The sequence below is a fragment of the Parasegetibacter sp. NRK P23 genome (assembly GCF_023721715.1).
Lineage (GTDB): Bacteria > Bacteroidota > Bacteroidia > Chitinophagales > Chitinophagaceae > Parasegetibacter.
In genome coordinates, this window is sequence record NZ_JAMDLG010000001.1 from 455,691 (window position 1) to 475,927 (window position 20,237).

The following is a 20,237-nucleotide window of genomic DNA, read 5'->3' on the forward strand; positions in this document are numbered from 1 at the left end:
TGCCGGCGACCAGCGCATACTGTAGCTTGCGGTTATAAATGTGCGTTATGAATCCGTGTGTGAATGTTTTTGAAATGGCCCTGGCCAGTTTACCGGCGATTGGGAAAGTGGTGGCGAGGTTACTGATCCAGCAGTTCGGGTCAGCGGAACAGGTTTTCAGGGCATCCCTGAAAGAATTGGAAAGAACAGAAGGTGTGGGCCGCAGAAGAGCAGGCATTATCAAGGGGTTTACTGATTTCAGGAAGATGTCCGCTACGATCGAATCCCTGGAAAGAAAAAATATAAGTTCTCTTTTCCTTACCCATCCGGCTTACCCGCGCAGGCTCACACATTGTTATGATCCCCCTACCATATTGTACTTCCGTGGCCAATGCGACCTGAATCCCGCCAGGGCCATCAGTATTATCGGAACACGCAACCATACGCGCTATGGTAAGCAACTAACAGAACAATTAGTACAGGACCTTGCGCGTCACCAGGTGCTGGTGATCAGCGGACTGGCGCATGGAATAGATGGCATCGCGCACCATGAAGCGTTAAGGCATGGATTAACCACCGTTGCTGTAATGGCAAGTGGTCCGGATGTGATTTACCCGTCAGAACATTATGAACTATCCAAACGCATATTAAATGGCGGTGGCTTATTAACAGAGTTTGGTCCGGGCATACAACCCGAAAAACATCATTTCCCGAGCAGGAACCGGATTGTGGCGGGAATGGCAGACGCCACAATTGTAGTGGAAACCGGGGAAAAAGGCGGCAGTATCATTACAGCCGAACTGGCCCAGGGGTACCATCGTGATGTGTTCGCCTTTCCGGGAAGAATACACGATGAGAAAAGCAGGGGATGCAATATGCTGATAGCACGGCAAACGGCGCAACTGATTCATTCCGCCGAAGATGTGATCAGGTGCATGTCCTGGGACATCCCGGAAAAAATGGCCACTCCGGTACAACCCAGTTTTTTCCCCGAAATGGATGAGCAGGAACTATCCGTGACGACAATACTAAAAGAACAAGGCATCCTGCATGCCGATGTGGTGGGCGGCTTTGCGAACATGAGCGCTGGAAAGGTCTCGGCGGTACTTTTGCAGTTGGAAATGAAAGGGATAGTTGTTTCGCTACCCGGAAAAACATACAAATTAAGAGGGCCATAAAAATTTCATTTGGAAGCTAGGGACGCTGTACGCTATCTTTGCACATGGCAAGAATAAACAACTCCACGGCAAAAAGTATCACCTCCCGCTTCTTTGGTGAGGGACTTACATTTGATGATGTGCTCCTGGCTCCAGGTTTTTCTGAAGTACTTCCACGGGAAGCCGACATCCGCAGTAAACTCACAAAATCCATCACACTGAACATCCCCATGCTCTCCGCGGCAATGGATACCGTTACGGAAGCCACGCTGGCCATAGCGCTGGCGAGAGAAGGTGGTTTAGGCATTCTCCACAAGAACATGAGCGTGGAAAAGCAGGCCGAACATGTAAGAAAAGTTAAAAGAAGTGAAAGCGGCCTCATCATCGATCCGGTTACATTACACGAAGACGCAACCATCGCCGACGCGTTAAGGCTGATGAAAGAGAATAAGATCGGTGGTATTCCCATTACCGACGCGAAAGAAAAACTGGTGGGTATCCTCACCAACAGAGACCTTCGCTTTGAAACCGACAAACGGAGAAAAGTACAGGAAGTGATGACAAAAGAAAACCTCATCACCGCACCCGAAGGTACAGACATGAAAAAAGCGGGACAGATTCTCCGTCAATACAAGATCGAGAAGCTTCCCGTTGTCAACAAACAGGGACGACTGATAGGATTGATCACTTACCGCGATATCCTTCAACTCATCAATAACCCCAATGCTGTAAAAGACGGGTACGGCAGGTTATTGGTAGGAGCCGCGCTCGGCATTACCAAAGACCTTCACGACCGCGCCGCGGCTTTACAACAAGTCGGCGTGGATGTGGTGAGCCTGGATAGTGCGCACGGTCACCATATTGGCGTAATCAACGCGTTAAAGTCGTTGAAGAAAAACTTTAAAGGACTACAGGTTATAGCAGGGAACATCGCCACAGCCGCGGGCGCGAAAGCACTTGCGGATGCAGGAGCTGATGCCGTTAAAGTAGGTATTGGACCAGGTTCTATATGTACCACACGCATTGTGGCCGGAGCCGGCGTACCGCAACTCACCGCCATCATGGAAGCGGCGGCGGCCCTGAAAGCAAAAGGCATTCCGGTAATCGCGGATGGTGGTATCCGTTATACCGGAGATATGGTGAAAGCGCTTTCCGCAGGTGCCAATGTGGTGATGATGGGTAGTGTTTTCGCAGGCACCGAAGAAAGTCCGGGTGAAACCATTATTTACGAAGGCAGGAAATTTAAAGAATACCGGGGTATGGGTTCAATCGGCGCCATGCAACAGGGAAGCAGCGACCGTTATTTCCAGGATATGGAAGACGGCATTAAGAAACTGGTGCCTGAGGGAATCGAAGGACGCATCGCGTACAAGGGTAACCTGAACGAAGTAGTGGCGCAGTTCGTAGGCGGATTGCGCGCAGGAATGGGCTATACCGGCTCTAAAGACATTAAGGCGCTTCAGAACGCAACCTTTGTTAAAATCACCAACGCGGGTATGCGCGAAAGCCACGCCCATGATGTGGAAATAACAAAAGAATCTCCCAACTACAGCAGAAAATAAAAGTTGTGGTGTACAAAACAAAGGGAGGATGCGTCTTAATGGATACATCCTCCCTTTTGTTTAAGCCTGGAAAAAGAACAGTCAATCGCCAGATTTCTTTAATTTCCACTTTCCTGCAATGAAAAAACAGTATTCGACTTTCCCCGGATGGGGTCTTGCACTGGTTGCTGCCCTATTATTATGGGCGGCCTGGCCGGTATCTCCCCTTAGTTTCCTGGTATTTTTTGGATTCGTCCCGTTATTGTACCTGGGCACAACTACGCCGTCACGGCGCAAATTCATGTTGTGCACGGCGCTTGCGATGGCTGTATGGAACGGCCTCACCACCTGGTGGATATGGAACGCGAGTGGCATAGGCATGGTAGCGGCAGTACTGGTGAATACCCTTGTGATGCTTTTTCCCTGGTTCATCTACCATTTTGTATTAACAAGAAAGGGTGCTACCTGGGGAGGATATGCCTGGTTGCTGGCCTGGCTGAGTATGGAGTATTTTCACTTGCAGAACTGGGGCCTTAGCTGGCCCTGGATGACCCTTGGAAATGTATTCGCTACACAACCAGACTGGGTACAATGGTATGAAATTACCGGCACCAGCGGAGGCTCGTGCTGGGTGTTACTGGTGAACCTGATGTTGTTCCGGCTGCTTACCGCCGAAGCAGGATTCCGCAGGAAATCCATCGCTGCGGCAAGCGCAATACTATTGCCGCTGCTGTTTTCCTTTTCGCTCATACAATGGAGAACCGGTAACAGAAAGCAGCCCGCCCGCAATGTGGTAGTGGTGCAACCCAACATTGATCCCTACGAAGAAAAATTTCTTGCGGGCACGCAGGAAATGCAGATACAGCAATTGATCCGGTTGAGCGAATCGCAGATCGATGAAAACACCGCGCTGGTAATATGGCCGGAAACCGCCATCCCGGTGCAGGCATGGGAAGAAGAACTGAAACAGAACTATTTCTTTTATCCGGTGTACGATTTCCTGCAACGGCATCCGGACGTCAACCTCTTTACGGGCATCGACGGGTACAGGAGACTTCCAAAGGACGCGCCAAAAACATTAAGTGCCCGCAGGCTGGGGGAAACCGATCAGTATTATGAAGCGTTTAATTCCGGTGCGTTGATACATCAGGACACTTCCATTCAGTTGTACCACAAATCCAGGTTGGTACCCGGAGTGGAAATGATCCCGTCCTGGCTCGGTTTTATGGCTTCACTGGCGGGAGAATTCGGTGGCATCGCCGGCACTTATGGCAGTCAGAAGGAACGAACTGTTTTGGGTAAAGAAGATGACTTCTTTAAGATCGCCCCTTCGATATGCTACGAAAGTGTTTACGGTGAATTCATGGCTACTTATGCCCGTAACGGCGCGAACATCATCGCGATCATCACCAACGACGGATGGTGGGGAAATACCCCTGGCTATAAACAACACATGCAATATGCGCGGCTGCGTGCCATAGAAAACAGAAGATGGGTGGCCAGAAGCGCCAACACCGGTATTTCGTGCTTTATAGACCCGCTGGGAAAGGTTTATCAGCCTCAACCATGGGATGAGTCTTCCGCCATAAAACAAGAGATTTATCCATCGGAAACGCTCACTTTCTTTTCAAGGTTCGGAGACGTTCTTTCAAAAGCCGCGCTCCTCTTGCTGGCCGTATTACTTATCGCCACCTTCACCATTAAAAACCACGCGCTAAAATAATTCCCATGTTCAGAAATGAAGTACTATTTAAAGGACAGCCGGTTTTTTACGGCAAAACGGGTGAGGGCCCCGCGGTAATACTGGTACATGGTTTTGGAGAGGACCATCATATCTGGAAAGAAACCATTCAGCGATTAAGTAAAAATTTCACCGTACTATTTCCCGATGTGCCCGGAAGCGGGCATTCTCCCCTTAATCCATCACTTTCCTCGATTGATGATTATGCCGGAGCCATACACGAGATAGTGGCGCATGAAAAGATCACTGCTTTGTCGATGGTAGGCCATAGTATGGGCGGATACATCACATTGGCGTTCGCGGAACAATATCCCGATAAACTCACGGGATTCGGCCTGTTCCATTCCACAGCCCTGGCCGACAGCCAGGAAAAGGTGGAAGCCCGGCGGAAAGGCATCCGTTTTATCGAAAACAACGGAGCAGCCGCTTTTCTTAAACAGTCCACACCCAACCTGTTCACTCCCGAATTCTGTGAGCGCCATCCCGAAACTGTTCAGCAGATAATGGATCACGGAAAAACGTTTACCGATGCAGCGTTGATACAATATTACGAATCAATGATCGCGAGGCCGGAGCGAACCGAAGTGCTGAAAAATGCGACCGTGCCGGTACTGTTCATCCTCGGGAAACAGGATCAGGCGGTATCGTTTGCCGATACTTTGCCGCAAACTTATCTTCCGGCAGTTGCTTACCTGGAAATACTGGAATCGTCGGCGCATATGGGTATGTTTGAAGAAAAAGAAAAGAGCATGGCTATTTTGGAGAAATTTTTGCGGGAAATTGCCGTTTATAAGGAGTGATTCTAACAGAGATGATGAAAAAACTGATTGGAACCGGTGTTTTGGCACTGCTGAGTATCATAAGTTTCGCCGCCCATATTTCGGGGGGTGAAATGTTCTATAAATATATCGGTCCCGGCGCGAATGGCACGCTGCGATACGAAATCACGCTCCGGCTTTTCAGAGATTGCGACGCCGGAGGTACTAATGTGGCTACAATGCCTACAAGCGTAATCATAGGCCTTTTTGAAAACCTTACCAATGGAGCGTACAGTACCGTTGTTCCCATAAACGTTTCCAGAACCAGAATGGATCGTCTTTCCCTTGACAACCCTTCACCTTGTATCATTAACGCGCCGCGCGTTTGTTACGATGTCGGTTATTTTACTTTTACACGTGACCTCGCCCGCAATGAGTTCGGCTATACCATTGCCTACCAGACCTGCTGCAGAATTGACAACATCAGCAATACCATCGCCAACGGCAACTCAGAAAGCGGATCACCTGGCGCAACGTATGTGGCCAGGATTCCGGGTAGTAGTACGCTTGGTGCAACTGATGTGAATTCCAGTCCGGTTTTCGCCCTGAGTGACGCCTCTCTGGTATGCAGGGGCAACAACCTTACCCTCGATTTCTCAGCCACCGATCCCGATGGAGATGAGCTTACCTACGAATTTTGTTCCGCTTATGGAAGCGGAACGAAGGGGAACGCCACAGAATCGGCCCCGTCTTCGCCCGCGCAATACAACAACCTTTCTTACCAGGCCGGCTACAGTGGGGCCAGCCCGCTGGGCAGTAATGTTTCCATCAATGGTTCCACCGGAATCATATCCGGCATAGCCCCAACGGGCGGAAATATCCGTCCAAACGGTGTTTCTTATTTTGTGGTGAATGTATGTATCACAGAAAGAAGGAACGGAAATGTGATCAGTACACACAGAAAAGACTTCATATTAAAAGTTACGGCCTGCCAGATCGCCGACGCTGATCTGCCAATCAATGCTGTAACCTGCGATGGCCTATCGTATACATTCAGTAATCTTTCCAACTCGTCGCTTATCCGAACTTATTACTGGGACTTTGGCGTACCCGGCTCAACGCCCTCCACCGACCCCTCGCCCACCTTCGTGTTTCCAACCCCTGGAGATTATACCGTTAAGCTGGTCATCAACAGGAACGGCGACTGTTCCGACTCCGCCACCACCACCGTAGGCGTTTACCCGGGCTTTAACACAGATTTTGAGATTGTGGCAGGATGCGTGGATGTTCCCGTAAAGTTTATTGATAAGACCGTTTCCCAGCATGGAACCGTAAACTCCTGGAAATGGGACTTCGGCGACCTTTCCACCACGACGGATATTTCTTCCCAGCAAAATCCTGACTACAAATACGGTACATCAGGAACAAGGAACGTCATGCTCATTTCCGGCAACGACAAAGGTTGTACCGATACCTTATACCAGACATTTGAATTGCCCGACAAACCCGTTGTTCAACTTGGTTTTCGTGATACTCTGATTTGTAGCATTGATACGCTTCAACTCAGAATGAATGGCCCGGGCACCTACACCTGGTCTCCAAACTATATGATCAGCGATCTCACTGTGGCGGAGCCGCTGGTTTCACCTGATGTAACCACCACCTATATTGTGGACCTGGATTACCTCGGCTGCAAAGCGCAGGATTCCGTAAAAGTGAACGTGGTAGATTTCGTTACACTTTATGCGGGAAACGATACCACCATCTGTCTCACAGATGACCTTACGCTGAAACCCGAAACAGACGCGCTATATTTTCTCTGGACCCCGGCAGGCACGCTCGACAGGGATAACGTCAAAAACCCCGTAGCTACGCCGGTTGCAGCCATCACCACCTACCAGGTAATCGGAAGTATCGGGAAATGTTCCGCAACGGATGAGGTAACCGTTTTCGGCTTCCCCTATCCCATTGTAAACGCCGGGCAGGACCATGTTATCTGTACCGATTCACTTGTACTATTAACGGGTACACACAACGCTGACAGGTTTTCCTGGAGTCCGGCTTCAACATTACTAAATTCGAATACCCTTACGCCAACGGCTTTCCCGGCCACCACCACCGAATATTACCTCACCGCGCAATACCTTACAGGGTGCCTGAAACCAGTTACTGATACAGCATTGGTGACCGTGATTCCACCTGTACCGGCTTTCGCGGGAAATGATACCGCTATCGTTGTGGGACAGCCACTCCTGCTGAACGCTACGGGAGGCGACATTTATGAATGGGATCCGCCGTTGGGATTAAGCAACACCCGCATATTCAACCCCATTGCAAACATTTCCTCCGATCAGACTTATAGCGTGAAAGTAATTACCAATGAAGGTTGTTACGCTTACGATACGATGTCCGTAAAAGTGTTCCGAACAGCTCCAGATATTTTCGTTCCCAATGCCTTCTCTCCCAATGGCGATGGCCACAACGACATATTCCGCGCATACCCGGTGGGTATAGCCCAATTCAATTACTTCCGCGTTTATAACCGATGGGGGCAGCTCGTTTTCAGTACCTCCACCCCTTCCGCAGGCTGGGACGGAAAAATAAACGGGAAACAACAAAGTACCGGTACGTTTGTTTGGCAGGCCGACGGCGTGGATTATACCGGTAAAAAAGTGTTCCGGAAAGGTACCGCTGTACTGGTGAAATAACATTTTATTTTCCGGATTTAAATTGTAAATTCAGAGCAGAAACCCAGTTCCTTTGACCCCGTTTTTGACAACCAGCCCAAAAACAAAGGACGGTGAGAAAACTCTTGATCTTTGTGCTTCTTTTTGCTGCCGGCTACCCTGTGATGTCCCGCCATATCACCGGAGGTGAAATGTTTTATGAATACCTCGGATCATCCGGAAACGGACACAACTACAGGGTAACACTCAAACTTTACAGAGACTGCTATTCTTCAGGCGCTCAGTTGGACCTTACCGTGCAGTTTGGCGTATTCTCCAATGGCACCAATAGCCTGGTGAGAACAGAATCGGTTAATCGCTCAACCGTAGAACAGGTTACACTTGGTTCCATCAGCCCCTGTATCAGTAATCCACCGCAATTGTGTTATGAAGTAGGCTACTATGTAGCAGAAATAAACCTTCCCGCCTCCACCGCCGGCTATACCATTTCTTTCCAGCGTTGCTGTCGGGTAGGTGGCATTGAGAATGTGCTGAATTCATCCAGCATGGGGGTTACCTATCTCGCCACGATACCTGGCTCTTTAAGCGAACCCACCGCACCTGCCAACAACAGCGCTCGTTTTACGGGAAAAGATGATGTGCTGATCTGTGCAAACTCTTATTTTGAATATGATTTCGGCGCGGCCGATCCGGATCAGGGTGATGTGGTGACCTATGAATTGTGTGAGGCATATATGGGCGGAAGCATGAACTCTCCTTCTCCCACAACGCCAGATGCTCCTCCCTACAACAGTGTGCCATACTCTCCCGGATACAGTGGCGGATCACCAATGGGTTTAACAGTAAGCATCAATCCGAATACAGGCCTGGTGAGTGGTACAGCACCTTATGCCGGTATTTATGTGCTTACCGTTTGCGCCTCGGAATACCGCAATGGCAGACTGATCAATGTGAATAGAAAAGATATCCAGGTGGCCGTGGCCGGTTGTCTTACCACTGATGCCGTGCTCTACCCGGAATACCAGCTGTGCGAATCTTTTACTTTCAGTCCGAGTAACAGGAACAATAGCCCCCTTATCAATGCGCAGCAATGGGATTTTGGCGTGCCCGGCACCAACACGGATGTTTCCAACGAAATGAATCCCACTTTCACTTTCCCCGATACGGGAACGTATACGATCACCCTTACCACCAACCCCGGACAGGATTGCTCCGATGTTACCACTGCTACCGTTCGGGTGTATCCGGGTTTTCGTCCGGGTTTCCGCTTCTTTGAATCCTGCGCCACCGTTCCCATCAGTTTTGAAGATACCACCACGGCAAGGTACGGCACCGTGAACTACAGGCATTGGGATTTCGGAGATATAAGTACTCTGGCAGACACCAGCAATACTCGGAATCCAACCTACACCTATGGCAGCGTAGGCACACGATTGGTAACCATGATTGTAGGCACCAGTAAAGGATGCAGGGACACCATTTCGAGTAACGTGAACGTTTTGCTGAAGCCGCCAATACAACTCACCAACGATACGCTCATTTGCACCATAGATACCTTACAGCTGAACGCAAGCGGCATCGGCACTTTCACCTGGAGCCCGAACTACATGATCAGTTCAACTACCGGTCCCTCCCCGCTCGTAAGTCCTGATGTGCCTACAAAATATTATGTGAACCTGGTCACCGTTCCTGGTTGTGAAAATATTGATTCTGTATTCGTGGATACCCGCTCCTTCGTTACGATTGATGCGGGAAGGGATACGACTATCTGCCAGACGGACAGCATCACATTACGCCCATCCGGTGACGCGCTTGGTTTTACCTGGACACCGGAAGGTTTGCTGAACAACAACCGCTTGAAAAATCCTAAAGTAGCACCAACTGTGTCCACCACCTTTACCGTTGAAGGCACCATCGGAAAATGTGCTGCCACCAGTTCCGTAAACGTGAACGTGATCCCCTACCCCGAAGCCAATGCAGGTCCCGATCACACCATCTGCCTGGATTCTTCCGCCATCCTGATCGGCTCCTACACAGGCGCATTCTTCAACTGGTCACCTTTACCAACGCTATCGAATACCCGAAGCATGAACCCGGTGGCAAGTCCTAAAGTCACCACAGCATATGTACTAACGGTTACGGACACTGTAGGTTGCCCCAAACCATTCCGGGATACGACCATTGTGAATGTGATGCCAGAGGTAATGGCCTTTGCCGGGAACGATACGCTGGTGGTCACCAATCAGCCCCTTCAGTTGAACGCTTCCGGCGGCGAACTGTATGAATGGACGCCTCCCATTGGGTTAAACGATCCTTTCTCCCAGCGGCCCCTCGCCCTGCTTACGGAAGACGCTTCTTATTCCCTGAAAGTGATCACGCCCTTTGGATGTTACGCTTATGACACGTTGAACGTGAAAGTATTTAAGACCGGCCCGGACATCTTCGTTCCCAATGCATTCACGCCTAATGCCGATGGACACAACGATGTTTTAAAAGCTATTCCCGTGGGCATCATGAAGTTCGATTATTTCCGTATCTATAACCGCTGGGGGCAACAGGTGTTCGGCACCAGCGATCCTACAAAAGGATGGGACGGAACGGTGAACGGCAAACCGCAATCAGCCGAAGGATTCGTTTGGATGGCCGCCGGAACGGACTATATGGGCAATCCCATGCTCAGGAAGGGAACGGTAGTTTTGGTAAGATGACGTATTATTGGCGAAAGATTGAACTATGCAGCAAACCATACTTGTAACCGGAGCCACCGCCGGTTTCGGAAAAGCCATCGCCCATAAATTCGCCGCCAACGGCTGGAAACTGATTGTTATCGGAAGAAGGAAAGAAAGACTGGAGGAACTTTGCGCCGAACTGAAACAAAAATACAAGGCGGAAACACTGGCATTGTGCTATGACATCCGGGATAAAGCGGCCGGTTTTTCCGCCATCGAAACACTTCCCGATGCCTGGAAAAAAATTGATGTACTGGTCAACAACGCAGGACTGGCTGCCGGAAGGGACCATTTTGAAGATGCCTCACTTGACGACTGGGAAGCGATGATAGATACCAACCTGAAAGGACTGCTTTATACCTCCAAGGCCGTGATTCCACTGATGATCGCGGGAAATACCGGGCACATCATCAACATCGGTTCCATCGCCGGGAAAGAAGTTTACGAGAAAGGAAATGTGTACTGCGCCACCAAACATGCGGTGGACGCTATCTCCAAAGGAATGCGCATCGATCTCCTGGAGCATGGCATCAAGGTTACGGCCATTCATCCGGGAGCAGCGGAAACGGAGTTTTCCCTCGTCCGATTCAAAGGCGATCAGGCGATGGCCGATGCCGTATACAAAGGGTATGAACCGCTGCGCGGAGAAGACATCGCCGATATTGTTTTCTATACCACGTCGCTCCCCCCGCATGTGTGCATCAACGACCTGGTGGTTACGCCAACGGCCCAGGCCAATTCAGTACATACTTTTAAAAAGTAACCCGCGGCCTATTGGGCCAGCGATACCCGCACCTGTAATCCCGCACGTGTTGTGGTGATGGGTGCCGAAGTGGACACTTTCGGTTCCACGCGCCGCTGATCGAAGAACAACTTCACGTTCACCCGATTGTTCAATACATAATCGATGGATGGTGAAATGGTAACGATCCGTTGCCCGGAAGTAGGAAGCGCGCTGTTCAGGTCGAGCCTGCTGTTCGCGGTGGCATCATCGCGCCAGCTGAGGTCAAGCCTGAAATTGATATCGTTGTCCAGTTTTTTAGATGCTTCTTTCTGCCCCGGGAGTTTCACGCGGAACGGAAGCGGGAAACCTCTTTTGCGCCAGCCCGCGCCAATCGTGTATTCTGTGGTACGATTCTCACTCAGTTGGTAATCAATCAAACTCAGGCTCAGCGTTCTGCTTTTGCGGTATTCAAAACGGGTAGTCAGTTGATTAGTAAACTGAAGGTCCACATCAATAAACGGCTCAAACCTTTCGCTGATGGTCACGTTGGGCACCAGGAAATACGGTACGAAGTTGCCGGAAACGGAATCGATAAAGCCGGGCATGCCCAGTCCGAGCGGATCCGTGTACAGTAACGCTGATGTATAACTGTTCATGCTCAGCGTGCTGTTGTACGCATGTTTCAAGGTTACGTTGGTGAATGTTTTTTCCAGCGCCTTTATCCGTGACAGTCCATTGTAGGTAATGGTCCAGTTCGGCTTGGGCAGTATATTTTTGAAAGGGTTCGATTTGATGTTCGGATTCGATTGCTCTATCAGTTCAACACTGTTCGGATCTTTATTGGTATACGCTGCCAGGAAGGCTGGGATCAGTACATCCTGCGCGTATTTCCCATAGCCTTCATAATATCCGTCAGCACCCTGTCCGCCACTGTAACCATTCTTCGCACCCAGTCGCTGAGAGAGGACTAACCTGTTCGCTTCAAACTGGCGGAAGGTTTCAGAAATTTCATTCACCTTGAAAGGCGTGAACAATGTCTGGTAAGAAATATAGCTGATGCTGAAACCGCCTGCCGTATATGGACTCAACCGGGAGAACCCGCTGGAGCCGGTGGTATCCTTGTACAATTCAGAATATGACTTATTGAACTGCTTGTTCAGGTTCAGGTCGATGGTAAGGTCACGAACGGGCTGCAGTTGTGCGATCACATTCAATTGCTGCGTGAAACTCTGTTGGATCAGCAGGTTGAAATTCGGATCACGGGTCAGTCTTCCTTTGCGGGCGAAATCATTTATATAGGAAGTATCGGGTTGCCTTCCGAATATGAAGTCGAATCCGGGCGACATGGTGGCCCAGTTCTGACCGAGGAACTCGGTACTGTCGGTATAACCCGGTAACCTGGTGTTGTACGTTTCATCGTAGGTAACGCTTACCCTTTTCAGGGAAGTGAGCACTTTTCCGATACCGCGTACAAAGCCACTCATTTCAACCGGAGGATTGGGATCGCGGCGGGTATTCTTATTCGCTGTACTGTCTTTTTTATCGCCCGCTTTTTTATCCTGTTTCACGCGTTCACCTTCCAGGGCGCGCAGAAACTTCGATTTGCTGTACAGCATGGTGAAATCAAATTCACCTGTAATGTTCCGCTGCTGGCTGTTTTCAATGGTATTGCCAAGGGCGATCGCCAGCCTTGAGGCGCCGATCCAGTTGTAGCCCGCGGCGTAACCCACTTTCACGGAGGTCCAGTCCAGAATGGGCAATTTGCTGGTAGGCAACGTGTAGGCCACTTTTGCACTCTGGCGGTACAACGTATTCCTGCCGCCTTTCAGGAAGTTCTTTCTTACGGAATCCTGTTTTTCTTTGGTATTGATCCTTCCAACCGGTTCGTCGATCCGGGCGTTGTTGGTGGCTGAGAAATCAAGATTCAGCGCACGCGAGATATCCCAGCGCAGGTTGTAGATGCGGTCGAACACAAAGTATTTATCGTAGGTCTCCGGAATCTGGTAGTTGCCGCCGCCAACATTTCTCGGACGTATCGCACCGAACTGGCGGTTCACATCGGCCCGGAAGCCCAGCAGCGACGGTGCGGGATTCAGGTTAAAATCTTTCAGCAGGTTAAACCACGGCGATCGCGACCGGATCAGCTTTTTGAAAGGCTCCCAGTATTTCGGTTGCGCCGTATAGTTATACCCCACACCACCGCGGTGGCGGGTGAGCTCATCGTTCTGAATGAGCGGACTGCTGCTTTCCGTTTTGGTATAAGAATAGGAGAAATCAAGGTTCTCGATACTATAGATCTTCAAAGGCTTTCCGGAAGTATTCAGCTTCTTCACATTCGTGAAGTTCACGGTCTTAATGGTGGTTTGCGTGATCGCGTCATCGCGGATGGAATCCTTATCAGCCGCGGCGGCGTTGTTGAGCTTTTCTTTAAATGTAATATCCAGATCGTAAGGATCGTATTCCGGCGTACTAACGGTTCGCGTAACGCCCGCATACACTGGAATAGACACACCTACTTTTTGCGGAAGCAATTTGCCCAACTCAAGATTGGTGGCGATATCAAACTGTGAATAGTCCTCTCTCGATCTTTCATTGGCGCGTTGTTCCAATGTGCCGAATCCACGACTTTTTACGTTCCCGGAAACGGTAACGGTACCCAGATCGGCCAGCGTAATGTCTACCCTGCCCAAAGCGGCGTAACCGCCTTTTTCATCGATGGCCGAAAGGCGCAGTTCGTTGAACCAGGCTTCGGTACAAAGTGCGGTACCATTATCATCCGGGTTTTCGATCCCTAAGAATATACCGCGCACTTCGCCCAGGTTCGGGTTCCCGTAAATGGCATAACTCTTCCCGTTGATGACACGGCGATAGTATTGAAGCGAGTTGCCGACATTATTTCGTTCCACTTTCAGACTGGTGAGCAGGCTCAAATCGAAATCGAGGTTATTCGCCGAAGGCCATACGAGTGAATCCAGGCTCTGCCCGGGTTGTGTGATCACCAACGGAATTTTGATCTCATAGTAGTTGGAAACGAAATCCGTTCCGATCCTGATCACAGCGTTCAGTTTACCATCTCCCACAGGGAACTGTCCGATCACGGATTCCGCATGTGTGAACATAGACAACCTTCCATACTGGCGGAAGTCCATATTCATGGTTTTGAAAACGCCACGCGCTTCGCCTTCCTGCAGGTTGCAGATCTGTAAACTCAGGGCCTGTTCGTTCTGCAACAGGTTCACGTTATTGTTACTGAGTTGCTGCATCCTTTCGATGCCGGGCGGTATGCGGTACGGTACGGGAGAACGGCGGTCGTTCTCTTCAATGTTTACGGCCAGTGTATTGAGTGTGGTGGTGGAATTGGGATCGATGTCGATGTATCGCCCGGCGGTATCCAGCTGGTAGGCGAACTTCCGCCACTGGTTGCGCACGAGGTCCAGTTTCGCGAAACGGAGCACTACAGTATCTTCAAAACCGGTGAGGTACATCCTTACAAAACGGATGGATTTAAAGTCGGGGATATTGCCCACTTTGTTCTGGTATTCCGCGATGGGAATACGGAACTGGTACCAGGTTTCATTCCTCGTGGTGCCATTCTGCAAGCGTACGCTTACCTGGCGCTTATCGGTAATGAAGTTGGAACCCACGGGCATGTTGGGCTGGATGTCCACACCGTATTCAAAATATTCTTCCAGTTCGTTTAATGTATTGTCCCTGTTCAGGTCTTCCTGGTCAGGATACAACGTAAACGCGGTGGTAAGCTGGTCGCCGCTGGAAGCGATGGGTGAGTTTCCCTGTGGACTATTGATGCGGCTATAACGGCCAAGGATACCCGTATTGCTTTTGTCGTAAATATCGTTCCGGTAGTTGACGAAGTTATCGTTGGCCGGGTCATTGAAAGCTTCTATGTAAACGCTTGAATTTTGACCGTAAATACTCCGGAGGGCATCGAGGTAGGCGGAGAATTTCACGCGTTCTTCCTCATCGGTCAATCCATCCAGTCCCACATCCTGAAATTCCCTGTCTGCGGGATCATTGCTGAACGCGTTCGTTACCTGGATCGGGTTGGCCGGCACTTTTCCCCAAACGGTGGAAGTATCGGAAGGAGAAGGAATGTTGGGCGTATTCAGTCCATTTTCGAACTGGCGACGGGAATCGCGTAGAATATCTTCTGAAATATTTCCGAGGTTGAAGAAAAGCTTTCCGCCTGAGGCTCCGGGTTTAAGGAGATAGGGATCCTGTACCCAGAATTCGATGAATTCCACGTTCCCGGTTTCGAAGTCGATCTGGTCAAGGCCGCGCATGATCCCACCCCAGCGGTCGCGGGGGTTGGAAAGGCGTCCATCGGGCCCCAGACTTCCGGGTCGGGTATCAAAGTTATACGGGCCTTTATCCATGGGGTAATAAGCCATATCGAAGGTCACCAACTGGTTCTGTCCCAGGTCAGGCGTTCGCTGGGGGAATATCTCCTGGCTGTTTACCGAACGGGTTTCCGGCTTGGAAAGTTCATTCACATTATCCCGCAACGGGTTGTTGATGGCCCGCCGGTCCTGCAAAGTAGGTTCGATATTGTACCAGGCGATGCGGGCACGGTTCTGGCCGTTGGCCAGGTTATTACTCAGTTCCCCTTCCGGGAACAGCGGATTGCCTTGTGGTGTGGAAGCGAGGGTCCAGCCTATGAGCGGGAAACGAAGGTCGATGCTGTTGCGGGTTCCTTCAAAATCATCGATATAAACAAGACCGGCATCTCCTTTCCCGATCTGCGCGGGGTGACCCGGTTTCAGGTAAGCGGCCTCTCCGTAGGCATTGATGCTGGAAGGTGCGTTGGTGCTGTAAAAAGGAAGTTTATCCAGCCAGCGGGTAAGCCGGGGTATTTCAGATTTGTAGTTGAAGTCTACCCCATACATGGTATTCTTAATAGGGTCTTCGCCGATCTGCATTTTGGTGAAGAAAGGTCTTTCGCCCAAACGCACCATCGTGGCGCCTAACGTGAATTTTTCGCTGAACAGGTAATCCAGCCGCAATCCCATATAGTTCCGTTGCTGCAAACCGAAACTGGCGTTGTTCTCGAACTGCACGTCAACCGGCACATTGGAATTGATGATGCTCTGGTTGAGAATCTTCACCGTCCCAAGACTGTAGTCGATCACATAGTCCACATTCTCTACGAGCAATTGTCCGCCTGCGGTGATCGTAACGGAACCCGGCGGCACGTTATACGCGTTCAGGCTGATCTCGGAGCCATCTCCTCCGCTGCTTTTTGCCGTTCCCCGCATCACATAACGGTTCAGGTTCGCATACGTGGAGGCGATAGACTTGATGGTATCGTACAATGGATAATAGACATACTTATCTTTCAGTTCCTGCGGACTGTTCCGGAAAGCGATGGAATCCAGGTCGCGACCAAAAGGTTCCAGCAGGGGGAAGATCACGCGGCTTTGTTGCGTGACGACTGTAAACCCTTCAATATAATCGAACACCCCATCGGGTTGGGGATCGTTCTGGTTGTTGAGCCGGTCCAGGTTCAGCACGGTAAGCAGGGGCACACCGGCGAGATCACCTTCGGGAAGAAAACGTTTTTCACCTAAACTTGGTTCCTGGTAAAGAATATTCAGTTTAAAATCTTCCCGCTGCAGGTTGTAAGCGCCAACGGCGTACACGTTCTTCATCATCAGGTCCCAGAGCGGAAGATAAGTTCGTTGGGAGGTGGCTTTCAGCAATTTCAGGAACAACACTTTGGAGGTTCCGGGTAAGGTGCTGGTGGTATCCGGTGGCACATCCTGAGAGAACTCCCCTACCGTGATTACACGGCCATTGTATTGGTATTGGTAAGCCACCGCGAGCACTTCATCTTCCCGGAGTTGCTGAATCAGTGAAATAAAGCCTATTTGCGGATTGTAATAATATTCGTCGGGGCGGAGTTTCCGGGCGAAGGTTTTTTCAAAATCTTCCACGGGTCTTAATCCGAAAGCATTCAACCTACTTTGTACGAGGGCCGGGCTGCGGGAGGAAGGATCCTGCACCAGCCTACTGTAAAGATCGTTGGCATTGTTGTCGGGCAATGGATTAGCAGTCAGCGAATTGATGTTCGCGTTAAAAGGGTCGGCTTCACCAATATCCATCAGGCCCACCACATCACGGGTGTCGGTGGTAGCGCCGTTCCTGTTGGTGACCCATACTTCCATACGGAGGATCTGCACCTGAGAGTTCACCACGGGCAGGTTGCTCATGGCGGTGTTATAGTTGTTCCTGAAGTACTGACCTAGCAGGAAGTGGCGGTTCTCTTCGTATTCGTCTGCTTTAATCTCGAAAGTTTGTGTGGCGGCTCCGCCCTGCGTGGTTTGCGAACTGCGTTGCGAGCGCTGGTTGGCGAGTACGCCGGTCACAAAAAGTTTACCGAACTGCATCTGGGTTTTCACCCCGAACAGGGATTGGGCGCCTGGAATAAGCGTTCCTTTGGAAGAGAAGTTCACGTTCCCCGCTTCGAAGCGTTTCACGATCTCATCATCGCGGCCCACGTAATCGAGTTTCAGTTGGTTCTCGAAATCGAAAGTGGACTGGGTATTGTAACTGATGGGCAGTTTAAGTTTGTCGCCGATGTTACCGATCACATTGAGGTTGGCGTTGAGGTCAAAATCGAAGCCGCCGTTTCTACGGGCGCGTTCGGGCAGCGTGGGATTCTTGATGTTCTGTCCCTGGTAGCCGGCCATAATGTCTACATACCCTTGCGGACGGATATCCACCTTGCCATTGCCGAAGAGCCGGTTGAAGAAACTCTCGTGCATCTGCAACTGGGGTTTATCCAGTTTCCGGTTCAGGTCGGAAAGCGTGGCGGCCCGCTGGCGGAAATAGTTTTCTTCATCCATCCTGCCTTTCAACTGGAGGAATTCATCGAAGCTGAGGGCAATGGGATTCCTGTAATACCGGGTCCCGATCTTTTCTACAATATAATACTGGTTGGTTTTGGGGTCGTATTCTACCGTTCTTTCAATATTGGAGGGATCTCTGAAATCGAAGCCTTTCCGTTGCGGATTGGTCATAGCATCGCCTCTCCGGTCGCGGAGGGGATACTTCAACGTATCTGCAGCAGTTTTGGCGGTATCCTGTTGTTGGAATGCTTTAAGTGGTGCGGCCACGGCCCTGTGCTGAAACAAAATCCACCCTGCGGCAACCAACAAAGTTGCTGTTAGTATTTGAAAAGCGCGTCTGGTCAAAACTAGTTTTGTGTTAACGGGTAGAAATGGTTCAAATAGCTTGCAGGGATTTTTTGATGATGGTTTCAAGGTTTTCGGTTCCATTGTCTGCTTTCAGCACCTTTTTAATGGCCTGTTCGGCAGTAGCGCGGGCAATGCCCAGCGCGATTAACGCATTTAACGCATCCTGTTCCAAACTATTGCCTGCCGGCAATGAAATATTAGTAACAGTTGTGTTGTGTTTTCCAAGTTTGTCTTTCAGCTCGACGATGATCCGCTCCGCGGTCTTCTTCCCGATCCCCTTGATCTGTTCCAGCCACTTCACGTTACTCTGGGTAATGGCGGCCACAATATCTTCCGGCTTCTGCGAAGAGAGCATTACCCGGGCGGTGGCGGCGCCCACGCCTGAAACACTGATGAGGTGAAGGAAAAGTTGTTTTTCTTCGAGGGAATAGAAGCCGTACAATACATGTGCATCTTCCCTGACCTGGAGCCAGGTATGGAGCATACCTTCCTCCTTATCCTGGATATAGGAATAGGTTGGAAGGCTGATGTGGACTTCGTATCCTACGCCGTGCACATCCATCAGCGCAATGGCAGGCGTTTTTACCGTAAATTTTCCTTTCAGAAAGGCGATCATACTGCGAAAATAGGATTTCCCTTAATTTTACACCCATTCTTGAAAAAAACTTAAACCACGTTTCATGACGAATAAGATCACTGCCGCCATTACAGCGGTGGGAGGCTATGTTCCGGAAGACAGACTTACGAACGCCGACCTGGAGAAGATGGTAGACACCACAGATGAATGGATCCGCACCCGGACGGGTGTGGAGGAAAGAAGAATACTGAAGGGAGAAGGAAAGGCTACCTCCGACATGGTGGTGCCGGCCGTGCAGGAACTGTGCCGCAAAAGAGGAATTGAACCCTCTGAAATTGACTGTCTGATCGTGGGGACAGTTACACCCGATATGGTTTTCCCTTCCACCGCCAACCTCGCCTGCCACAAATTGGGCGCGGTGAACGCCTGGGGATTCGACCTGGCCGCCGCGTGCAGTGGGTTCCTCTACTCCCTTTCAGTAGGGGCCGCGCTGATCGAAAGCGGACGGTATAAAAAAGTTGTAGTAGTGGGCGCTGATAAAATGAGTTCCATCATCGACTACACTGATCGTGCCACCTGCATTATTTTCGGAGACGGTGCCGGTGCCGTGTTACTGGAACCTTCCACCGACCCGGAATCGGGCATCATAGACAGTATTCTGCGCAGCGACGGTGGCGGCGCCCCCCACCTGCACATGAAAGCGGGTGGATCCCTCAACCCCGCCTCCCATGAAACCGTGGATAAAAAAATGCACTACGCTTACCAGGAAGGTCAGCCTGTTTTCAAAGCCGCCGTGAAAGGAATGGCCGATGTAAGCTATGAACTCCTGGAACGCAATAACCTCACCGGTGACGACATCGCCTGGCTGGTACCGCACCAGGCCAACAAAAGGATCATCGATGCCACCGCCGACAGGATCGGACTTTCCCACGATAAGGTCATGCTGAACATCCAACGCTTCGGCAACACGACAGCGGCCACCATACCACTGTGCCTTTGGGAATGGGAATCACAATTAAAGAAAGGCGATAACCTGGTGCTCGCGGCCTTCGGCGGCGGATTCACCTGGGGCGCCATCTGGGTTAAATGGGCTTACTAATAATAAGCCTTCCCTTCAATCATCAAATAAG

Annotated in this window: 10 protein-coding genes; 8 read left to right on the forward strand and 2 right to left on the reverse strand. The window is 50.5% G+C overall.

Translation table 11 applies throughout. The annotated features are described in order from the left end of the window. Nucleotides 1-47: 47 nt before the first annotated feature. The 7 genes from dprA (at nt 48) to M4J38_RS01795 (ending at nt 11,355) form a co-directional block, all read left to right on the forward strand. Nucleotides 48-1,157 carry a DNA-processing protein DprA gene (gene dprA / locus M4J38_RS01765; RefSeq protein WP_251757803.1) on the forward strand — a complete coding sequence of 370 codons (1,110 nt, stop codon included), beginning with the start codon at nt 48-50 and terminating at the stop codon, nt 1,155-1,157. Nucleotides 1,158-1,201: 44 nt separating this feature from the next. Further along, a complete protein-coding gene (gene guaB / locus M4J38_RS01770; protein WP_251757804.1) occupies nt 1,202-2,698 on the forward strand; it encodes an IMP dehydrogenase in 1,497 nt (498 codons plus the stop codon). A 118-nt stretch (nt 2,699-2,816) separates the two neighbouring features. Next, nucleotides 2,817-4,400, forward strand: coding sequence for an apolipoprotein N-acyltransferase (lnt, locus tag M4J38_RS01775; RefSeq protein ID WP_251757805.1), 1,584 nt, complete (start codon nt 2,817-2,819; stop codon nt 4,398-4,400). 5 nt (nt 4,401-4,405) lie between these two features. Beyond that, the gene (locus M4J38_RS01780; RefSeq protein WP_251757806.1) at nt 4,406-5,218 is read left to right on the forward strand and encodes an alpha/beta fold hydrolase; all 813 of its coding nucleotides are present in this window, start codon (nt 4,406-4,408) and stop codon (nt 5,216-5,218) included. Nucleotides 5,219-5,232: 14 nt separating this feature from the next. Further along, nucleotides 5,233-7,884 (forward strand): PKD domain-containing protein, encoded by a 2,652-nt coding sequence (locus tag M4J38_RS01785; RefSeq protein WP_251757807.1) that lies wholly within the window; start codon nt 5,233-5,235, stop codon nt 7,882-7,884. A 92-nt stretch (nt 7,885-7,976) separates the two neighbouring features. Further along, nucleotides 7,977-10,571 (forward strand): gliding motility-associated C-terminal domain-containing protein, encoded by a 2,595-nt coding sequence (locus M4J38_RS19780; RefSeq protein WP_251757808.1) that lies wholly within the window; start codon nt 7,977-7,979, stop codon nt 10,569-10,571. 25 nt (nt 10,572-10,596) lie between these two features. Then, complete coding sequence (locus tag M4J38_RS01795; protein WP_251757809.1) at nt 10,597-11,355, forward strand: SDR family NAD(P)-dependent oxidoreductase; 759 nt, start codon at nt 10,597-10,599, stop codon at nt 11,353-11,355. A gap of 8 nt (nt 11,356-11,363) precedes the next feature. On the opposite strand, the gene sprA is transcribed toward M4J38_RS01795, so the two are convergent. Continuing rightward, on the reverse strand, nt 11,364-18,449 hold the full coding sequence (gene sprA, locus M4J38_RS01800; RefSeq protein ID WP_251757810.1) for a cell surface protein SprA: 7,086 nt from the start codon (nt 18,447-18,449) through the stop codon (nt 11,364-11,366). A 109-nt stretch (nt 18,450-18,558) separates the two neighbouring features. Then, nucleotides 18,559-19,146, reverse strand: a complete 588-nt coding sequence (gene ruvA, locus M4J38_RS01805) for a Holliday junction branch migration protein RuvA (RefSeq protein WP_251757811.1) — start codon at nt 19,144-19,146, stop codon at nt 18,559-18,561. A 64-nt stretch (nt 19,147-19,210) separates the two neighbouring features. Here ruvA and M4J38_RS01810 point away from each other — a divergent pair, with 64 nt between their 5' ends. Beyond that, entirely contained in the window at nt 19,211-20,206 is a 996-nt protein-coding gene (locus M4J38_RS01810; RefSeq protein ID WP_251757812.1) for a beta-ketoacyl-ACP synthase III, read from the forward strand. The last annotated feature ends 31 nt before the right edge of the window (nt 20,207-20,237 follow it).